Here is an 18,944-nt window from a genome sequence, read left to right as displayed (position 1 = left end):
TCGGGTCTTACGCAGGCCGGATAAGCGAAGCACCATCCGGCAATCGTGTTTCATTCATTGCCGGATGGCGACGCGGGGCGTCTTATCCGGCCTACAAGCCTGGCGTCACGGTTAGCTACGTTTGCTCAAAATCTCTTTTTCATAAGTGCGCACGCTGTCCAGCCACTGGCTGCCCGCTGGCGTGTCGTGACGCTGGCAATACATCTCCCAGACGGCCTGCCACGGCAGCGATTTTTGCTCTTCCAGCAGAGCCAGGCGTGCGGTGTAGTCGCCGCTGGCTTCGAGCTGGCGCAGTTGCTCGGTCGGTTCTAACAGCGCGCGCAGCAGGGCTTTTTTCATATTGCGGGTACCGATCACCCACGCGGCGATGCGGTTAATGGAGGCGTCGAAGAAGTCGAGGCCGATGTGTACGCGGTCAAACAGGTTGTGGCGCACGATCTCGCTGGCAATCGCCTGCGTTTCATCATCCAGCAGCACCACGTGATCGCTGTCCCAACGCACCGGACGGCTGACATGCAGCAGCAGGCGCGGCACGTACAGCATGGCGGCGGAGATTTTGTCGGAAATCACTTCAGTCGGATGGAAGTGACCCGCATCCAGACACAGCGCCGTCTGGCGACTGGTGGCGTAACCCATGTAGAACTCGTTAGAGCCCACGGTGTAGCTTTCCGCACCGATGCCAAACAGCTTGCTTTCGACGGCATCGATATGGTGCGCCGGGTCTAGTTTCTCGCTGATCACTTCGTCCAGCGCATCCAGCAGACGCTGGCGCGGCGCTAAACGATCAACGGTGATATCTTTCATGCCATCCGGGATCCAGATGTTCATCACTGATGGCGTACCCAACTGCTCGCCAAAATACGCCGAGACGCGACGGCTGGCTTTGCAGTGATCGATCCAGAACTGGCGAATGGTGTCATCGGCGTGGGCCAGCGTGAAACCGTCGGCGCTCAGCGGGTGTGAGAAGCAGGATGGGTTGAAATCCAGTCCTAACTGGTTCGCTTTCGCCCACTCCACCCAGTTTTTAAAGTGCTCAGGTTTGATTTGGTCGCGGGCAACCGGCGTATCAGATTCCAGATAGATCGCGTGCAAATTCAGACGTTTTGGACCCGGAATCAGGCTCAGCGCCTGCTCCAGATCGGCCCGCAGTTCGGTGGCGTTACGCGCTTTACCCGGATAGTTACCGGTAGCCTGAATACCGCCAGTGAGCGAGCCTTCCGGATTTTCGAAACCGGCGACATCATCGCCCTGCCAGCAGTGCATGGAGACCGGCAGACGATCGAGCTGGCGTAAGGCCGCCTCGACATCAATGCCTACCGCGGCGAAACGCAGTTTTGCCAGTTCCCAGGCTTGTTCAAGTTGAGTGGTCATGCGCAAAGCTCCTTTGTCTGTCGTAGTGATTGAAACTGCGCCTGGTAGCGGGCAATTTCACTTTCAGGATTGGGAATGAAGGTGGTCAGTTCGTAGTTGGCGCGCACCACCTGACGGAAATCATCAACGTTGTTCAGCTCGTCCAGCGTCATCAGCTGGATGCCAATATTGCCGAGCGTGGAGGCCTCAATTGGCCCGGATACCACGCGAATACCGCAGGCATCTGCACACAACTGGTTCAGTAAGGTGTTCTGGCAGCCGCCACCGACAATGTGCAGTTGGCTAAATGCTGCACCACGCAGTTGTGCCAGCTCTTGCAGGATGTCGGCGTACAGCAACGCCAGGCTGTCGAAGATACAGCGCGCCAGTTCGGCGTTTTGCAGGGGTACGGGTTGGCCTGATTCACGGCATGCTGCCTGAATTTCTGCACTCATATCGTCGGGGTTGATAAAGCGATCGTCGTTCGGGTTTATCAGGAATTGACAGGCCGGCAGCGCTTGCGTTTGGCTGATAAGCGTTGGCAGATCGGAAATCTGGCGCTCTTTTAATACGCGCTGGAGCAGCCACAGCCCCATAATATTTTTCAGGACACGGTAGCGCCCTTCCGCGCCGCCTTCGTTGGTGATATTCGCCGCCAGTGCCGCATCGTTGGTATACGGCGTTCTGCTCTCAAAGCCCATCAGCGACCAGGTCCCGGAAGAGAGATAGGCGCTGTTTTTGTCGGCCAGCGGAGAAGCTATGACCGCGCTGGCCGTGTCGTGACTGGCGACGGCTACGACCGGAATTTGATTTTTCTGCGGGCAAATCCAGTGACCAATTACGTTCCCCGGATGTGTCGGACGACCAAACCAGGCTTTGTCTGCTCCGGTCCACGCCAGCAGAGTGTCATCCCAGTCGTCGGTATTGATATTGACTAACTGGGTGGTGGTGGCATTGGTGTATTCCCAGTTCATTTTGCCGGTCAGGCGAAAGCTGAAGTAGTCGGGGATCAGTAGGGCATGGGCCACCTGCGGGAGCAGTTCTGGCTGTTGTTCAACCAGCGCACGCAACTGATACAGGGTGTTAAAGGGCAGAAACTGAATGCCGCTACGGCGGTAAATTTCACCTTTACCCGGTTGCGCCATCGCTTGCGCCATAATGCCGGTCGTGCGGCTATCACGGTAAGAGACCGGCAGACCGACACGTTGACCGAAGTTATCGATCAGAACGTAATCCACGCCCCAGGTATCAATGCCGATGCTGTCTATCCGAATGCCTTCATCGCAGACTTTTTTCAGGCCAAGACGAATATCGTTTTCCAGGCTGTCGATGTCCCAGGTGTCAAAACCGTCTGTTTTTTGCAGGCAGTTCACGAAGCGGTGGATTTCACGCAGCGTCAGGGTGCGGTGTTCACTGTCGTAACGCGCCAGCATTACGCGCCCACTGGATGCGCCGAGATCGACTGCGACACAATGGCGAAAAGTCATAGCGAGGTCCTTCTGAGTTTTATTGCACTCAGTCTAAGAACCCCAGATAACGCGTACCTTCTTGACAGTGACAGCCACAATTAGCGGCTGGCAACATGGCAAAGGTGAACGTGATGCTGTTCACAATTTCTATTAATAGGGTCGGTTTTAGCGGATGTGACGTCTTCCGCAATTCCCGATCTTTCCCGCCATTTCTTGAAGAATTGACCGTGTTTACGCACTTTGGCGTCAAAAATTTAAGGTGAGGGTGATAACCCTTAATTACTATTCAGCCATGTTCATTTGATCGGGAAGGATGTCATCATGACGATATTGCATTGCGTGGATTTTTTTCCGACAGGTAAAGCGCCAGTGGCTATTGAACCGCGGCTTCCTCAACCTGCGTTTCCAGAACATCATCATGATTTTCATGAAATTGTGGTGGTCGAACATGGAACGGGGATCCATGTGTTCAACGGACAGCCTTACACCATCAGCGGCGGTACGGTGTGTTTCGTTCGCGATCATGACCGGCATTTATATGAACATACTGACAATCTGTGCCTGACCAATGTGTTGTATCGCTCCCCGGATGCGTTTCAATTTCTGGCTGGGCTGAATCAGCTTTTACCTCAGGAACAGAATGGGCAGTATCCTTCGCACTGGCGGGTGAATCAGGGTGTGTTGCAGCAGGTTCGACAACTGGTGGGGCAGATGGAAGCGCTCGGTGAGGGGATGGATACACCAACGGCGGCAAATCGCGAGATCCTGTTTATGCAGCTGCTGGTGCTGCTGCGTAAAAGCAGCCTGATGGAAGCAGCGACCGATAACGACGCGCGGCTTAACCTCCTGATGGCGTGGCTGGAAGATAACTTTGCCGACGAGGTATGTTGGGAGGCGCTGGCCGAGAAGTTTTCCCTCTCTTTGCGTACTCTGCATCGCCAGCTCAAACAGCAAACCGGATTGACGCCGCAGCGCTACCTTAACCGCTTGCGGCTGATCAAGGCTCGGCATCTGCTTCGTCACAGTGATGATAGCGTGACAGACATCGCTTATCTCTGCGGATTCGGCGACAGTAACCACTTTTCGACGCTTTTTCGCCGTGAGTTCAAGTGGTCGCCACGCGATATTCGTCAGGGGCGCGATCTCGTTGTGGCAAGCAGCCTCCAGTAACGCGAAAGCTATCAACGTTTTTTATCGCCGAATCTCAGATAATCATGTCCCTTAACGCCGGATGGCGGCTACGCCTTATCCGGCCTACAGATTACGTGACACGTAGCCGCCACCAGGCAGGGAATATTGTGATGGCGAACCATCTGGTCCTTCTGAAATCAGACTTTTTTGCGCATGAGCAGCAGGCTGTCGCCGTAGCCGATCGTTATCCGCAGGATGTCTTTGCTGAGCATACCCATGAATTTTGCGAGCTGGTCCTGGTCTGGCGCGGCAATGGTCTGCATGTCCTTAACGATCGTCCGTACCGAATAACCCGTGGCGATCTGTTTTACATTCGCGCCGAAGACAAACATTCCTACACTTCCGTAAACGACCTTGTTTTGCAAAATATCATCTACTGCCCGGAGCGGTTGACGCTGAATGTTGACTGGCAAGGGGCGATCCCCGGATTTAACGGTGTGCCGCGGCAGGCGCACTGGCGACTCGGCAGCGTTGGCATGACGCAGGCCCGGCAGGTGATAAGCCAGCTTGAGCATGAAAGTAATCAGCGCGATGCGCAGGCTTTTAACATGGCGGAACTGCTATTCGGGCAACTGGTGACGCTCCTTAAACGCCATCGTTATGCCACGGATACGCTCCCGGCAACGTCGAGTGAAACGCTGTTGGATAAACTCATTACCGCGTTAGCCGGTAGCCATGAGCATGCGTTCGAACTGAATAAGTTTTGCGAGCGCGAACGGTGCAGCGAGCGCGTTTTGCGCCAGCAGTTTCGCAGCCAGACCGGCATGACCATCAACCAGTATCTCCGCCAGGTGCGGGTTTGCCATGCGCAGTATCTGCTCAAACATAGTCGGTTGATGATTAGTGAGATTTCTATGCGCTGCGGCTTTGAGGACAGTAACTACTTTTCGGTGGTGTTCACGCGCGAAACCGGGATGACGCCAAGCCAGTGGCGTCATCTCAGCACCCAACATGATTAGCTGGCCATTCCCAGACCCACAATGTTTGCCGCGACAATGATCACCACGCAGCCAAGGCTTAGCACATTGACCGGACGTCGTCCTGCATTGCTCCACTCTTTCATGATCAGGCCCACGATACCACCGCACAGGACGTAGAAGCTCATGTGCAGCATCCAGCTCATATAGTCATATTGCGCTGGAATTTTGGCATGGCCCCAGGCGTAAAAGAAGAACTGGAGATACCACATCAGACCAGCAAGCGCCGAGAACAGGATGTTGCTGATAATCAGCGGTTTGGCTAACGAGAAGTCGGCTTTTACTGACAGATTTTTCATTTTTGCCAGACGAATGAAGCAGTATCCCAGATTGATTACCGCACCGCCGCCCATGATGACGACGTAGCTTGGCAGGGCGACATACAGCGGATCGATACCGAGTGCTGCAGCGGCTTCGTGCATGGGTTTAGCCGCATCCATAGCAAAGGACATCCCCGCGGAGAAAAAGCCGCACATCACCGCCAGTATCAGACCTTTTTTCAGATTGAACTCTTCGGCTTTGATGCCCATTTTGCGCTCTTTTAACTGTCCGGCACGGGTGACAATCGCCACGCCGATCAGGGCGACCAGCACGCCGAGCAGGGTCATTCGCCCACCAGGCGTGCCGATGAGCACGTCAAATTTACCGGCAATGATTGGCGTCATTAAGGTGCCAACAATCAGCGTAATGCCGATAGCGATCCCGATCCCCATCGACATACCGAGGTAACGCATGGTCAGACCATAGTTGATGTTACCAATCCCCCACATGGCACCGAACAAAAATACCGGCAGCAGTGTGGACGCGCTAAATGAACTGTAATAGGTCCAGAAGTCCGGCAGCAGGATCGCGCTGACGAGCCAGGGAAGGATTAGCCATGATACAAAGCCACCGATGGACCACATGGTTTCCCAGGACCAGTGTTGTACCTTTTTAAAGGGGGCATAGAAACAAGCGGCACTAGCGGCACCGATAAGATGCCATATTATCCCCATCGTAATTGCGTTACCCATTCTGTTTCCTTTTGAATTATCGATTTGGCAGGATGAAAATCACCCGTTTTGATATTCAAAAGTCTAAAGAGTGAGCAATAAATTAACCTTCAGCATGCTGCCGCGTGATGAGTAATGCTGGCAAAATTCAGGGGATGAAAGGGATGTTGATCACAAATGCAGCTCCGCCCCTCTTTTTGTGAAGGGCGGAAATATTGAGGATTAGCAGATTCTTACTGCCTGAATACCCAGTAACCAGGCGAGTTTTTCCAGTACCTCACCATGATACCCCAGGCCAATACTGCAATGATGGGCTGGGCCGCCCATGCACCATTGCGTGGTGAATTCGCGAGCCGATAACGGGAAGCGATAGCGGCTGTTGGTGTTGCCGATATCCAGAACTTCACCTGCCACAGCTTCACCTTCGGCATACTGTAAACGCACCCCGTTTTCGGCATCTTCAATTACCGAAAGAAAGGTTACCGGGCCAGACTTCACGGTCATCTGGATGGACACACCTTTGCCGGGTTTACCATGATAAACCGGCAGCGGCACCAGACTCACCGGACCATCCGCCATCAGAGGATGCGCCGGACCGTCATGTCCCCACAAAACAACATCATCGATAAATTCAATACCATAGGGTTCTGAGAATGAACCTCCAGCCCCTAAAAGTTGCTGAATTTTCATCGCCAGCACATTTTTGATTTCATATTCCCCCGCTACGGGAATACCACGGTGGGTAAGCAGCGTATTGCCGAGAATGATTGAGGTGATGATGTTCTCGTAAGCGTTACCGTTACGACCCTCATAGTAATAGGCGAGTGCGCCGAGCTTATTCCGGGCAATTAGTTTATCCATGGCACAGGCAGTGGTGAGCGCGCGGTCAAGCTCTGCAGGCTCGCATGCTGCATCCAACTGAAGTACACGGTGCATTTCCTGTTGTTTAGCATGGAGGTCTGTCTCGCTGACCTGCTCGCGATATTCCGCCAACTCACACATCTCCAGCGGCTTAAAGCGAACGCCCATTTTGGCGGACAAGTTCGTCATATTGCTGTAAACGTCCACCATGCCGTCATAATAGTGTCCGAGGACGCCGACCTGACAATTTGCCAGCATTTGTCGCGTGTTAAGGGCTTGTAGCCACTGCGCAGTTTGTTGCCAGACGTACTTATCACCCTGTAGTGCGCCAACGATCAATTGAAAGCGGATATTCGCACGGTTAAACACATTTGCCAGTTCGGGGGCGCTGCAGGCCTGACAGTGCGCCAGCCACTCTCCAGTACGCCCGCCCCGATCGGGAATTTGACGGATAGTTGAATAGGGCAGTCCTGGCTCTGGCTGTAGGGCCAGAATAATGACCGGTTTATTGATGCTCTGCACAAGGGGGAGCACCGTTGAGCTGAGCGCGTAGGTGCTGATGTAAAGGCAGACCGCATCGACTGACTGCTGTTGCAACCGCTTGATAAGGGCATCGGCTTTATCGACGTTATCAATCAGGCCGCCATTAATCACGGTGGCTTGTTGTGCCGTCAGACGCTCATCAATTGTTTGCAGGTAGCCCTGAAGACGTGACTCCAGGCCTGTAAACTGGGGCCAGTATGTGTCGAGGCCGATACCAAAAAGGGCAATGTTGACAGACATAGCAATATTTCCTTGTGAGATAATTCTCAGACTATGTCGTGCTTTATCTCCCATGTCCTTCATGTCGCTGCCTGTTTTCTACACAGGTTGGCAAAATTCACCTGATTTTCCCAGTGATGCTCACACTTATACCGCATAATAGCCCTGTAAAAAGTACGGCATTGATAATCATTTTCAATATCATTTAATTAACTATAATGACCCAACTGCTTACGCGGCGTTAACACAGGCCGCCCGACAATACTGGAGATGATTATGAGTTATACACTGCCATCCCTGCCGTACGCTTATGATGCCCTTGAACCGCACTTCGATAAGCAGACGATGGAAATCCACCATACCAAACACCACCAGGCTTACGTAAACAACGCGAACGCTGCGCTGGAAAGCCTGCCAGAATTCGCCAGCCTGTCCGCTGAAGAGCTGATCACCAAACTGGATCAACTGCCAGCAGACAAGAAAACCGTACTGCGTAACAACGCGGGCGGTCACGCTAACCACAGCCTGTTCTGGAAAGGCCTGAAAACCGGTACTACGCTGCAGGGTGACCTGAAAGCGGCTATCGAACGTGACTTCGGCTCCGTTGACAACTTCAAAGCTGAATTTGAAAAAGCAGCGGCAACCCGCTTTGGCTCCGGCTGGGCGTGGCTGGTGCTGAAAGGTGACAAACTGGCTGTTGTTTCCACCGCCAACCAGGATTCCCCGCTGATGGGTGAAGCTATCTCTGGCGCTTCCGGTTTCCCAATCGTGGGCCTGGATGTTTGGGAACACGCTTACTACCTGAAATTCCAGAACCGTCGCCCGGACTACATCAAAGAGTTCTGGAACGTCGTGAACTGGGACGAAGCTGCCGCGCGTTTCGCAGCAAAAAAATAAGTTCTATGCTTTAACGAAGCCCTGCAAGCGATGCTTGTGGGGTTTTTTTGTGATCAAACTCAATATAAAAACAATGATCCACTTAAATTGAAACAAGGTTTTATTATGCGAGTGGGATCACTTTTATAGTCTCTATGAATGTCTATCTTCTTTTCATCAAGACGGGCGCATCTCAAAGCAAGATGCAATCGCCCATAAAAATTGCCCCATTTTTATGTCTACAGGTGATGGAAATGCAGATCAAACGTACGATAGAGAAAATCCCAGGCGGTATGATGCTGGTGCCGCTTTTCCTGGGCGCGTTGTGTCACACCTTTTCCCCCGGCGCCGGGAAATACTTCGGCTCCTTTACCAACGGTATGATCACCGGTACGGTACCTATCCTGGCGGTCTGGTTCTTTTGCATGGGGGCGTCGATCAAGCTAAGCGCCACCGGCACCGTGCTGCGTAAATCAGGTACGTTAGTCATAACCAAGATTCTGGTGGCGTGGGTGGTTGCAGCGATTGCCTCACGCATTCTGCCGGAACATGGCGTAGAGGTCGGATTCTTCGCTGGGTTGTCTACGCTGGCGCTGGTGGCCGCCATGGATATGACCAACGGCGGGTTGTATGCCTCGATTATGCAGCAGTACGGCACCAAAGAAGAGGCTGGGGCGTTTGTCCTGATGTCGCTGGAGTCTGGCCCGCTGATGACCATGGTGATTCTGGGAACTGCCGGGATCGCGTCGTTTGAACCGCACGTATTTGTTGGCGCAGTATTGCCGTTCCTGATTGGCTTTGCGCTGGGGAATCTGGACCCTGAACTGCGGGAGTTCTTCAGCAAAGCGGTGCAGACACTGATCCCGTTCTTTGCCTTCGCATTAGGTAACACTATTGATTTGAGCGTGATTGCTCAGACCGGCGTGCTGGGTATTTTGCTGGGCGTGGCAGTGATTATCATCACTGGTATTCCATTGATTATCGCCGATAAACTGATTGGTGGTGGCGATGGTACGGCGGGGATTGCGGCTTCCAGTTCTGCGGGGGCAGCGGTTGCTACGCCTGTGCTGATTGCTGAAATGGTTCCGGCATTTAAACCGATGGCACCGGCAGCAACTTCCCTGGTCGCCACGTCGGTGATTGTGACCTCCATTCTGGTGCCGATTATCACGTCTATCTGGTCGAAAAGGGCCAAAGCAAGGGCGGCAGAAATTGATCTTCGTGGCACCGTGAAGTAAGTCTCTTAAGCCGGATGGTCTGCACCATCCGGCTTAATTATTTACCCTTTGACGACAAACACCTCATCGATTGTTCTACACTCACTCTCGTTCAACTCTCCACCGGCATTACGTGACACGCCGGAGCAATAGCCAAACTTACGCGATACCACGGTTTTGATGGTGGTGACAAAATCTTCGCCGATGGCATAGATGGACATGTAGGTGCCAATCTGGTCCTGAATATCGCGAAGCGCTGCCAGGTCGCCCTGTTTAAACGCTTCCCGCGCGCTGACAAACAGTTCCGGCATGACGTTGTTCAACCCTGAAATAATCCCTGCGCCACCTGCCAACAGGTTGGGAATATAGTATTCGTCGTAGCCGGACAGCACGGCAAAATCCTCCCGCACGGCGCGGGTGGTCTGAATCATACTGCGAGTATGAGACTGGCAGTCGACGGTGTCTTTGATACCAGCGAAATTCGGGAATTCAGCGGCGAGGGAGGCAACCAGCTCGGGGGTTAAATCGCAGCCGGTGCGTGCCGGGAAGTTATAGGCAAACCATTTGCCGCTGAGTTTCTGCCCCAACTGACGGAAGTAGCTCAGCAGCTGTTTCGCCGTTTGTCCGTAGTAGTAGGGCGGCAGGATCATCACGGCATCGTAACCTGAGCGATACGCTTCCTGCGCCATCAACAATACATCATTCTGGCAGGTGGATGAGACGTTGGCGACCATCTTCAGCGAGCTCATGGCGCGGGCCTCGCGGATCAGCAACAGCCTTTCTTCGAGCGTAAAGGAAGCAAATTCTCCGATGCTGCCCATCAGCAAAATCACGTCGATTTTGGCCTCGGTAAGGCGTTTGAGATGATGGCTTAGACCGTTGAGATCGATCTTACCGTCATTGTCCATTGGCGTAATGGAAGGACACCAGACGCCAGCAAATTGCGATTGACCAGTCACGTTGTCGACTCCTTATTTGAAATGATGTTTCAAAACCAGCTTACATTGATAGCATGTGTCCCTAAGTTTCATGTGAACCGTGCTCTCATTTTGAGCGACTGGGGTAAAATAAATGTGGTGTAATGGGGGAAATTTATCGGGAGAGGGAACAGATGCGATATCCGGTCGATGTTTTTACGGGCAAAGTTCGGGACTACACGGGAAGCCGTCCCAGCGCGATTGCTAAAGTCCAGATTGACGGTGAGCTGATGCTGACCGAACTGGGGCTGACAGGAGATGAACAGGCGGAAGCGAAAATTCATGGCGGGCCGGATCGCGCGCTGTGTCACTATCCGCGTGAACACTATCAGCACTGGAGACAAGCGTTTCCGGAGCAGGCGGAGCTATTTGTCGCGCCCGCGTTTGGTGAGAACCTCTCTACTGAGGGGCTGACTGAAGAGAATGTGTATATTGGTGACATTTTCCAGTGGGGAGAGGCGTTGATTCAGGTCACGCAGCCGCGCTCGCCGTGCTTTAAGTTGAATTTCCATTTTGGCATCAGCGATATGGCCTGCCAGATGCAGGATGCAGGTAAGACGGGCTGGCTGTGCAGCGTCATCGCGGCAGGGCTGGTATCTGCAGATGCGCCGTTGATCCTGGCGTCACGCGTGAGCGACGTCAGCGTGCGGGAGGCAATTGCTATCGCCTGGCATATGCCGTTTGATGATTCGCAATATCACCGTTTACTGTCGGCTGCAGGGTTATCAAAAAGTTGGACCAGAACGATGCAAAAGCGTCGTTTAAGCGGCAAGATCGAAGACAATTCCCGCCGTTTGTGGGGGAAATAGCCCACCTCAGTCTCTGCAATTAAATCAGGTGGCGACACCTGATTTACCTCTCCCCCGCGGTTCATTTCCCTGCATACAAAACCGGGCAAAAACCTGCCGGTCACGGTTTGCTTCAAAGCCATTCTTGATACCTGGTCCACAAAAAGAAACTCTGCGTTGAAAAAAAACTTGAGTATTTCCTGCACTCAAATATCTTAGCTTCAAATTGGTTTAAACCAGATGAGCGAAATGAAAAAGAAAAACAATGTTGATGTGCTCAGAGAGCGCTTTGAAAGCTGGTTAAACGAGAAGAATTTACCAGCGGGGTCCAAATTGCCTTCGGAGAGGGAGTTATGTGAGCTTCTGGATGCAAAGCGTATGACCTTACGTCAGGTTTTGATTGAGCTCGAGATCGATGCGCGTATTTTCCGCAAGAACCGCAGTGGTTGGTTTATTTCGTCGAAGCGATTTATTTATAACCCTAAATCACTTTCCAGCTTCAATGCTGAAGCCTGTGCTCAGGGACGTGAACCTTTTTGGGATTATTTAACCAAAGAAACCATTGAAACAGCCCCGCATCATGTTGATGATGTTTTTCTCTCCTCCGGCGATCGCTATTTAGTTACTGGCTGGTGCGGTCTTGATTCACATAAAGTGTTTTACCATGAATCCTATATTGATGCCGATGTTGCGCCAGGATTCATTAATAAATTGGGCAATCAGTCTTTTGCTAGCGTCTGGGAAGATGCATTTGGCCATGTTTTAAATATCAAAGAAATGATTTTTAAACCGGTCAATATGCCAGAAGTGGCCTGCAAAGAGCTGGGAGTTGCGCCTAATACGTATGGAATTTTAGTAGAAAAACATCGGGCTACCCAAGATAAAAAAGTGGTTCAGGTTGATTTCGAATACTGGCGACTTGAATCAGTGGAACTTGTTATTCGTGATGAATGAGAAAAATAATGGAAAAATATAACAAAGAACTTCTTGCCGAACGCGCGAGAAATATACCGCTGTACCTACATGCTTATGCTTTTCATCTGAATATGCGCTACGAGAGAGTCCTGCCGGGGGATCTTCTGGATATTGCGTATCAGCAAAAATTGAAGGGTGTAAAAATACATGTTGAGGATGGTGAGTCCCAATCACTGCAGAAACTAAACGATCAGCAGCTACACGATTTTAAAGAGAAGGCCAAAAAATATAATCTGGATGTGCATATCGAAACGAGCGCATCGGATAAGGCGACATTGACGGATGCAATCCGTATTGCTGTTGCTACTGGTGCAACTTCAGTGCGTTTCTACCCGCGTTATGAAGGACATCTGAACGATGTTATGGCGAAGATTGCCAATGATATTGCGTGGCTGTCTCAGTATGACGATTGCGGACTAAGCTTTACTATCGAACAGCATGAAGATCTGCAAGGCCATGAGCTGGTGACGCTGGTTAACAATAGCGGGATGAAAAATCTCTCTATTCTGTTTGATTTTGGCAACATGATTAATGCTAATGAACAGCCGCTTTCTGCGTTAGAGGTTATGTCTCCATTAATCACTCAGGTACATATCAAAGACGCCAAAATTATTAAAGAAGGTAAAGGCTGGGGGCATGAGGCTTGTCGTTCAGGACACGGCGATTTACCCATGGAAGAGATGCTCAAGGTATTATTACTTTTAGGTGAAGATAAACCGCAAGTACATGCTTTTGGTCTGGAAGAAGAAGTTGAATATTATGCCCCTGCATTTCGCTTCGACGATGAGGGTGATAATCCATGGATCCCATGGCGCGATGCAAGTTATACGCCGCTGCCTGACAGTAATATGATTGATGCGCGACTGGCGCAGGAAAAAGATCATGCTCTTGCGCAAATAAAATACATTCGCGATTTATGTGATAAATTTATAACTAATCAATAAATTTCTTTAAATATTATTAAATGTAAGGATGACTATGCAAATAGTCTATCTGTTTTATTGATTAAATATTTTAATTAAATATTTCTCTCAACAAGCAATGAGGGTTTAATTATGTTCATGAATAAATGGGCAAGGCTTTGCTTTTTAATTTTAGGCGGTGGCACGATATTCAAGCTTTCAAGTATGAAAGATGTTTTCTATGTGCCAATGCAGAATGACTGGGGTTTAACCAATACGCAAATTGGCTTGAGTTTTACGGTTTATACGATTGTTCAGACAACCGGGCTTTTTCTTTCTCTCTATATCGCAGATCGTTACTCCAAGAAAATATTATTACCGTTAGGTCTGATTGGTGTTGGGTTATGTGGCTTATATCTGGCAACGCTACCGTCATTTACCGGCTATCTCATTTGCTTTGCCGCGATGGCTTTCTTTGCCGATGTGGTTTATTGGCCGGTATTGCTGAAAGCCGTACGTCTGCTGGGAACGAAAGAAGAACAAGGGCGCATGTTTGGTTTTTTGGAGGCTGGACGCGGTGTGGTAGACGTCATTGTCGCTTCTGGTGCCCTGTTTGTCTTCGTCCAGTTTGGTGAGGGGAAAGCGGGTATGCAGGCGGGGCTGCTGTTTTATACGCTCATCACCATTGCGGCTGGTATTGTGACCTACTTTATTGTCGATAATGACGAAGTTAAAGGTGGCGAGAAAACCAGTGCCAACATGGAAGTGTTAAAGGGTATCAAACATGTTTTATCCTGCCCTAACGTTTGGCTGGCTTCTTTAGGTATTTTCTTCGTTTACGCCGCGTACTGTGGACTGACTTACTTCATCCCGTTCTTAAAAGATATCTACATGCTGCCGGTAGCACTCGTTGGTGCGTACGGCATCATCAACCAGTATGCGTTAAAAATGGTAGGTGGGCCGATTGGTGGAATGTTGGCAGATAAAGTTGCTAAATCACCGACAGTGTATCTGAAGTGGACGTTCCTGATCTCTGCTGTTGCGATGCTTGTGTTCATGCAGTTACCGCATCAAACCATGAACGTGTATATCGGTATGGCAGCGACATTAGGGTTCGGAGCGATTATCTTCTCACAGCGCGCCATTTTCTTCGCGCCGATGGATGAGATCGGTACCCCACGTGAGTATGCGGGCTCGGCAATGGCATTTGGTTGCATCATCGGTTATATGCCAGCGATGTTTGCGTACACCTTGTACGGCTATTTGCTGGATACCAATAGCGGCATCACTGGCTACAACTATGTCTTTAGCGTGATGATTGCGTTCAGCTTAATGGGCTTTATCTGCTCGACCATTCTGGTTAAGCGGATTAAAAAGCAAAAGTTAGTGGCTACAACGGCAGCGGCATAAGGTGAGAGCTTCCCCGGCAATACAATTACCGGGGAAGCCTGTTAAGAACGCTTATACAGCGGTAACCAAATTACCAGCCGTAAACCACCCAACGGGCTGTCTTCGGCCTTCACCCAGCCACGATGCTGCTGGATTGCGGTTTCAACAATCGCCAGACCCAGACCTGTTCCGCCAGACTCGCGATCGCGCGCCTCATCGGTACGATAGAACGGACGGAAAATCTGTTCTCTGTCTTCAGGGCTTACGCCTGGGCCATCGTCGTCCACGGTGATGGTAATCCCGTCGATATCCACCGCGAAGCCAACTTCAATCTTCGTATGTGAATAGCGCAGGGCATTGCGCACAATGTTTTCCAGCGCACTTTCCAACGCATTTGGGTTACCGTACAGCGGCCATGGACCCGGCGGGAAATTCACCGTGAGCGATTTACCCATCTGCTCAGCTTCAAAGGCGGCGTTATCCAGCACTTCGCCCCACAGCTGATTAGCTTTCACCGTTTCACTGACCAGCGCGTTTTTCTGCTGATTACGTGACATCACCAGCAGGTCGTTGATCATGCTGTCCAGTCGGTGTGCTTCTGTTTCAATGCGCTCCAGCTCTTTGCTCTCACCGCTACGACGGCGCAGCAGAGCGGTGCCCAGTTGCAGACGCGTTAGCGGTGTTCTCAGCTCGTGAGAGATGTCCGACAGCAGACGTTGCTGCGTGGTCATCATCCGTTCCAGCGCCGTCACCATCTGGTTAAAGCTGGCACCTGCCGCCAGAAACTCCTGCGGACCGGCTTCCAGCTCCGGATGTTGACGCAGGTTGCCCTGGGCCACTTCATCCGCCGCGTTTTTCAACTTACGCGCTGGTTTCGCCAGACTCCAGGCAAGCCAGAGCAATAGCGGAGAGCTGACTAACATGGTGACGATCAGCAACAACAGCGGTCGGTCAAACAGCAGGTTGATAAAGTCAGATTGTGAGCTGCTGGCTGGTCGAATGAGATACAGCTGGTAGTTATCTTCACCGTCTCTGACGGAGAAAGGCCCGACCATCTCAACGCGACCGTATTTTTTCTTTTGCGGATGGTCGGCGTTATCGGCCTGACCAATAAAGTTACGAATGATCTGCATTTCATTGCGTTCTGCGCCGATCACGCGTCCTTCCGTCGTAACAAGTAATAACCGCTGTCCTGGCGGCGCCCACTTGTCTATCGCCCGAAACAAGCGACGCCACCACATCAAATCGTTAGGTGGATCGTTCGCCAGTTCAGCTTCAACGTGTTGCTCAATCATTAACCCCTGGCGCTGCTCGCTGTCCAGTAGCTCGGTCATCTGGCGTGAGTCGAGCTTGGGTAACATCAGTACCAACATCAACACCAGTGCCAGCGTCAACCAGAAGATGGCAAAGATGCGCGCGGTTAAGCTCCCTATCATGAAGCGGAAACCATCAGGTAGCCGCGACCACGCAGGGTTTTAAACCATGGGTGTCCGTCTTTACGCTCTGGCAGCTTACGACGCAGGTTCGAGATATGCATATCGATAGCGCGATCGAAAGGCGTCAGGCGTTTACCCAGCACTTCCTGGCTCAGGTGCTCACGCGAAACCACCTGACCGAGATGCTGTGCCAGCAAATAAAGCAGGGTGAATTCGGTGCCGGTGAGCTCCAGGATTTGCCCGTCAAAGCTGGCTTCCTGGCGACCAGGATTAAGGCTTAACGCATCTACTTCCAGAGTCGGCGAGCCGTTATCGCTGTTCTGCTGCTGTTCGCTCCAGTGTGAGCGACGCAGAATAGCGCGGATGCGCGCGACCAGTTCACGGTCGTTAAACGGTTTGGGTAAATAGTCGTCCGCGCCCAGCTCAAGGCCAAGTACGCGATCCAATTCGCTGCCGCGAGCGGTCAGCATGATTACGGGTGTCTGGTGTGTCTGACGAAGTGCTTTCAGCGTATCAATGCCGTTTTTCTTCGGCATCATGACGTCGAGCAAAAGTAAATCGATGCTGTCATCCAGAAGCTCAAGCGCCTGTTCCCCATCATAGGCAACCAGCACATCGAAACCTTCCATTTCGAGCAACTCCTTTAACAGGGAAGTCAGCTCTCGGTCATCATCAACTAACAGGATTTTATTCATTGTTTACGTACCTCCGAGGCAGAAATTACGTCATCAGGCGTCGCTAATCTATGACTTTACGTTGTTTTACACCCCCTGACGCATGTTTGCAGCCCGAATCGTAAACTGTCTCTCGTTGAATCGCGACAGAAAAGATTTTGGGAGCAAGTGATGGGCAAAGTTACCGCTGCCGTCATGGCCTCAACGCTGGCACTCAGTACATTTAGCCATGCAGCTGAAGTCGTCACAGGCGATCACTGGCACCTGGGTGAAGGCTCATCGCAACGCAGCGTTCAGAGCCACATGTTTGACGGTATCAGTTTAACCGAACATCAACGTCAACAGATGCGAGATTTAATGCAGCAGGCAAGACACGAACAGCCTCCTGTTAATGTTAGCGAAATGGAGACAATGCATCGCCTTGTCACCGCAGAGAAATTTGATGAAAGCGCAGTGCGCGCTCAGGCAGAAAGAATGGCGCAAGAACAGGTTGCCCGCCAGGTTGAAATAGCCAGGATCCGCAACCAGATGTATCGCCTGTTAACGCCCGAGCAGCAAGCGGTTTTAAATGAGAAACATGAACAACGAATGGAGCAACTGCGCGACGTAGCGCACTGGAAAAAAAGCTCATCGTTGAATTTATTGAGTAGTAGCAACTCACGTTCCCAGTAGTAACCCTGTTTTCCTTGCCATAGACACCATCCCTGTCTTCCCCCACATGATGTGGGGGTTTTTTTTGCCCAAATTAAATCGGATTACCAAAGATAAGCAGCTACTTACAGAAGATATTTGGAGCTTATAAACGCTTTTGTTATGCGTGATTGACCTCAATGTAACTGACTGCCTTTATGTAGAGCCGTGTAATCTGATAATAATGCTTAGCTTTTTCCTAAATCCAACACAGTACCATCATTGGTAATGATAAAGGTGTAGTAGTGGTTTTTTCCATTTAAGGTATAGCTTGCGCCATACACTAACCCTTTTTCTAAATTTACCGTAAAGCAGGTACTTGGGTAGGTGAGATACTTAAAATCGCCGACTAATAATTTTTTATATTCTCTACCATTAGTTGATAGAATATAGCGGGTTAATACATCATTTTTATCTATGGTAAAGCAAACGCGACTGCCATCTACGTAGATCGCCCGTCGTTCGCCGGACTCTGCACCCTCTCTACCTTTCCCTGGGCATCCGGCCAGAAATAAAAGTATAGGAAGAAAAAAGATCGACTTCTTCATATCGGAAAATCCCCTAATACCTTTTCATATTTCTGTATTAACTCCAGCTCAGGTTCTTCTGGGTCATAATCACGGTAAACATACAGATCGCTATGTCCATCAAACCCATAATGCTTTAACAACCAGTAATCGCTGACTAATGATGCTTGCTGCTCCAGCCCGTAATCAAGTAAGTTTTTTTCATTTAGACTGTATGTATAATCAGCTGCCCATGAGAACGCCCCGCGTGTTCGTACCCACATTCCATATTGGTGCTGCCAAACATGCATCATTTCATGTAAAAAATGATGCTGAGCATTTGGAGTTTGCTGTTTTGTTGGCATCGAGAAATCATCTTCGTATTTTATTTTTCTAAACCACATTTCGCCGTTGGGCGTCATCGCCTGGCCGGGGTTTTGACTATCAAAAGGAAGATAACTTTCCAGATGAACCCAAACTTGATGGTAAAGAATGCTGAAGCCAAAGAGCGAGTTTGCAAGATTTATCTCGCCAAGCCTTAACCTACGCAGCCCTCCTTCTTGGATCGGTTTCCAGTCAATAGAATTAGGGTAATACGTCATCTTAATCCCTCAAGATATGTTGATTGAGTGTTTATCGTACACCTAAAGTAAATCAGCATTGGAAGAGTTATAGAGAGGTCTTAAAAACTCAGAATAAAACGTATTCAGCTGACGTATGGTCATGCTGATCCGGCTGTAAGATAGGCCGTAATGTAGATTTTTTATTAGAATAAATTTTTAATTTAAGTGTTGCTATGTATTGCTACAACATTCCATCCCTGTCTTCCCTCACATGATGTGAGGGGGGGCCAAAATTTGTCACTCGGTTATTGCCTGACTGTTTTACTTCATCCGTTATACTAGCGGCATA

Annotated in this window: 18 protein-coding genes; 9 read left to right on the top strand and 9 right to left on the bottom strand. The window is 50.6% G+C overall.

Features of this window, described 5'->3' with window-relative positions; genetic code table 11:
- Window positions 1–111 precede the first annotated feature (111 nt).
- Both rhaA and rhaB read right to left on the bottom strand, forming a co-directional pair.
- Window positions 112–1,371, bottom strand: a complete 1,260-nt coding sequence (gene rhaA, locus OGV74_RS05360; RefSeq protein WP_003028731.1) for an L-rhamnose isomerase — start codon at window positions 1,369–1,371, stop codon at window positions 112–114.
- Window positions 1,368–2,837: a rhamnulokinase gene (gene rhaB, locus OGV74_RS05355; protein ID WP_086504730.1), complete on the bottom strand. Its 1,470-nt coding sequence runs from the start codon at window positions 2,835–2,837 to the stop codon at window positions 1,368–1,370. Before rhaB ends, rhaA begins: the two co-directional genes overlap by 4 nt.
- A 303-nt stretch (window positions 2,838–3,140) precedes the next feature.
- Here rhaB and rhaS point away from each other — a divergent pair, with 303 nt between their 5' ends.
- Window positions 3,141–3,989, top strand: a complete 849-nt coding sequence (gene rhaS / locus OGV74_RS05350) for an HTH-type transcriptional activator RhaS (protein ID WP_003840473.1) — start codon at window positions 3,141–3,143, stop codon at window positions 3,987–3,989.
- Between the two features lie 131 nt (window positions 3,990–4,120).
- Entirely contained in the window at window positions 4,121–4,969 is an 849-nt protein-coding gene (rhaR, locus tag OGV74_RS05345; protein ID WP_086504731.1) for an HTH-type transcriptional activator RhaR, read from the top strand.
- Here the strand turns inward: rhaR and rhaT are convergent.
- Window positions 4,966–6,000, bottom strand: coding sequence for an L-rhamnose/proton symporter RhaT (rhaT, locus tag OGV74_RS05340; RefSeq protein WP_286520452.1), 1,035 nt, complete (start codon window positions 5,998–6,000; stop codon window positions 4,966–4,968). The genes rhaR and rhaT overlap by 4 nt on opposite strands.
- A gap of 201 nt (window positions 6,001–6,201) precedes the next feature.
- Window positions 6,202–7,623, bottom strand: a complete 1,422-nt coding sequence (locus OGV74_RS05335; RefSeq protein ID WP_086504732.1) for an L-fucose/L-arabinose isomerase family protein — start codon at window positions 7,621–7,623, stop codon at window positions 6,202–6,204.
- Window positions 7,624–7,878: 255 nt separating this feature from the next.
- On the opposite strand from OGV74_RS05335, the gene sodA reads away from it, so the two are divergent.
- Together sodA and kdgT are read left to right on the top strand one after the other, a co-directional pair.
- The gene (gene sodA / locus OGV74_RS05330; RefSeq protein WP_003840480.1) at window positions 7,879–8,499 is read left to right on the top strand and encodes a superoxide dismutase [Mn]; all 621 of its coding nucleotides are present in this window, start codon (window positions 7,879–7,881) and stop codon (window positions 8,497–8,499) included.
- 233 nt (window positions 8,500–8,732) lie between these two features.
- Window positions 8,733–9,716, top strand: coding sequence for a 2-keto-3-deoxygluconate transporter (kdgT, locus tag OGV74_RS05325; protein WP_003028743.1), 984 nt, complete (start codon window positions 8,733–8,735; stop codon window positions 9,714–9,716).
- Window positions 9,717–9,757: 41 nt separating this feature from the next.
- On the opposite strand, the gene OGV74_RS05320 is transcribed toward kdgT, so the two are convergent.
- Window positions 9,758–10,654 (bottom strand): dihydrodipicolinate synthase family protein, encoded by an 897-nt coding sequence (locus OGV74_RS05320; protein ID WP_071697859.1) that lies wholly within the window; start codon window positions 10,652–10,654, stop codon window positions 9,758–9,760.
- Between the two features lie 152 nt (window positions 10,655–10,806).
- Between OGV74_RS05320 and yiiM the strand changes: the two genes are divergently transcribed.
- The 4 genes from yiiM to OGV74_RS05300 all read left to right on the top strand — a co-directional run bounded on the left by yiiM (window position 10,807) and on the right by OGV74_RS05300 (window position 14,747).
- The gene (gene yiiM / locus OGV74_RS05315; RefSeq protein ID WP_046671344.1) at window positions 10,807–11,481 is read left to right on the top strand and encodes a 6-hydroxyaminopurine reductase; all 675 of its coding nucleotides are present in this window, start codon (window positions 10,807–10,809) and stop codon (window positions 11,479–11,481) included.
- Window positions 11,482–11,709: 228 nt separating this feature from the next.
- Window positions 11,710–12,414, top strand: a complete 705-nt coding sequence (locus OGV74_RS05310; protein ID WP_057063175.1) for a GntR family transcriptional regulator — start codon at window positions 11,710–11,712, stop codon at window positions 12,412–12,414.
- Between the two features lie 8 nt (window positions 12,415–12,422).
- Window positions 12,423–13,379: a sugar phosphate isomerase/epimerase family protein gene (locus OGV74_RS05305; RefSeq protein ID WP_286520448.1), complete on the top strand. Its 957-nt coding sequence runs from the start codon at window positions 12,423–12,425 to the stop codon at window positions 13,377–13,379.
- Between the two features lie 117 nt (window positions 13,380–13,496).
- Complete coding sequence (locus OGV74_RS05300) at window positions 13,497–14,747, top strand: MFS transporter (RefSeq protein ID WP_086504980.1); 1,251 nt, start codon at window positions 13,497–13,499, stop codon at window positions 14,745–14,747.
- Window positions 14,748–14,788: 41 nt separating this feature from the next.
- Here OGV74_RS05300 and cpxA read toward each other — a convergent pair whose 3' ends face one another.
- The gene (cpxA, locus tag OGV74_RS05295; protein ID WP_003840485.1) at window positions 14,789–16,162 is read right to left on the bottom strand and encodes an envelope stress sensor histidine kinase CpxA; all 1,374 of its coding nucleotides are present in this window, start codon (window positions 16,160–16,162) and stop codon (window positions 14,789–14,791) included.
- A complete protein-coding gene (gene cpxR, locus OGV74_RS05290) occupies window positions 16,159–16,857 on the bottom strand; it encodes an envelope stress response regulator transcription factor CpxR (RefSeq protein ID WP_003028763.1) in 699 nt (232 codons plus the stop codon). The genes cpxA and cpxR overlap by 4 nt, the downstream gene beginning before the upstream one ends.
- A gap of 150 nt (window positions 16,858–17,007) precedes the next feature.
- Here cpxR and cpxP point away from each other — a divergent pair, with 150 nt between their 5' ends.
- Window positions 17,008–17,508 carry a cell-envelope stress modulator CpxP gene (gene cpxP, locus OGV74_RS05285; protein ID WP_008787022.1) on the top strand — a complete coding sequence of 167 codons (501 nt, stop codon included), beginning with the start codon at window positions 17,008–17,010 and terminating at the stop codon, window positions 17,506–17,508.
- 206 nt (window positions 17,509–17,714) lie between these two features.
- On the opposite strand, the gene OGV74_RS05280 is transcribed toward cpxP, so the two are convergent.
- Window positions 17,715–18,074 carry a putative T6SS immunity periplasmic lipoprotein gene (locus OGV74_RS05280; RefSeq protein WP_032950704.1) on the bottom strand — a complete coding sequence of 120 codons (360 nt, stop codon included), beginning with the start codon at window positions 18,072–18,074 and terminating at the stop codon, window positions 17,715–17,717.
- The gene (locus OGV74_RS05275) at window positions 18,071–18,634 is read right to left on the bottom strand and encodes a type IV secretion protein Rhs (RefSeq protein WP_086504734.1); all 564 of its coding nucleotides are present in this window, start codon (window positions 18,632–18,634) and stop codon (window positions 18,071–18,073) included. Before OGV74_RS05275 ends, OGV74_RS05280 begins: the two co-directional genes overlap by 4 nt.
- Window positions 18,635–18,944: the final 310 nt, after the last annotated feature.

The organism is Citrobacter sp. Cf116, assembly GCF_030336505.1.
Classification (GTDB): Bacteria; Pseudomonadota; Gammaproteobacteria; order Enterobacterales; family Enterobacteriaceae; genus Citrobacter; species Citrobacter freundii.
Note: the sequence above shows the minus strand (reverse complement) of the source record. Positions and strands in the feature narration are given on the sequence as shown.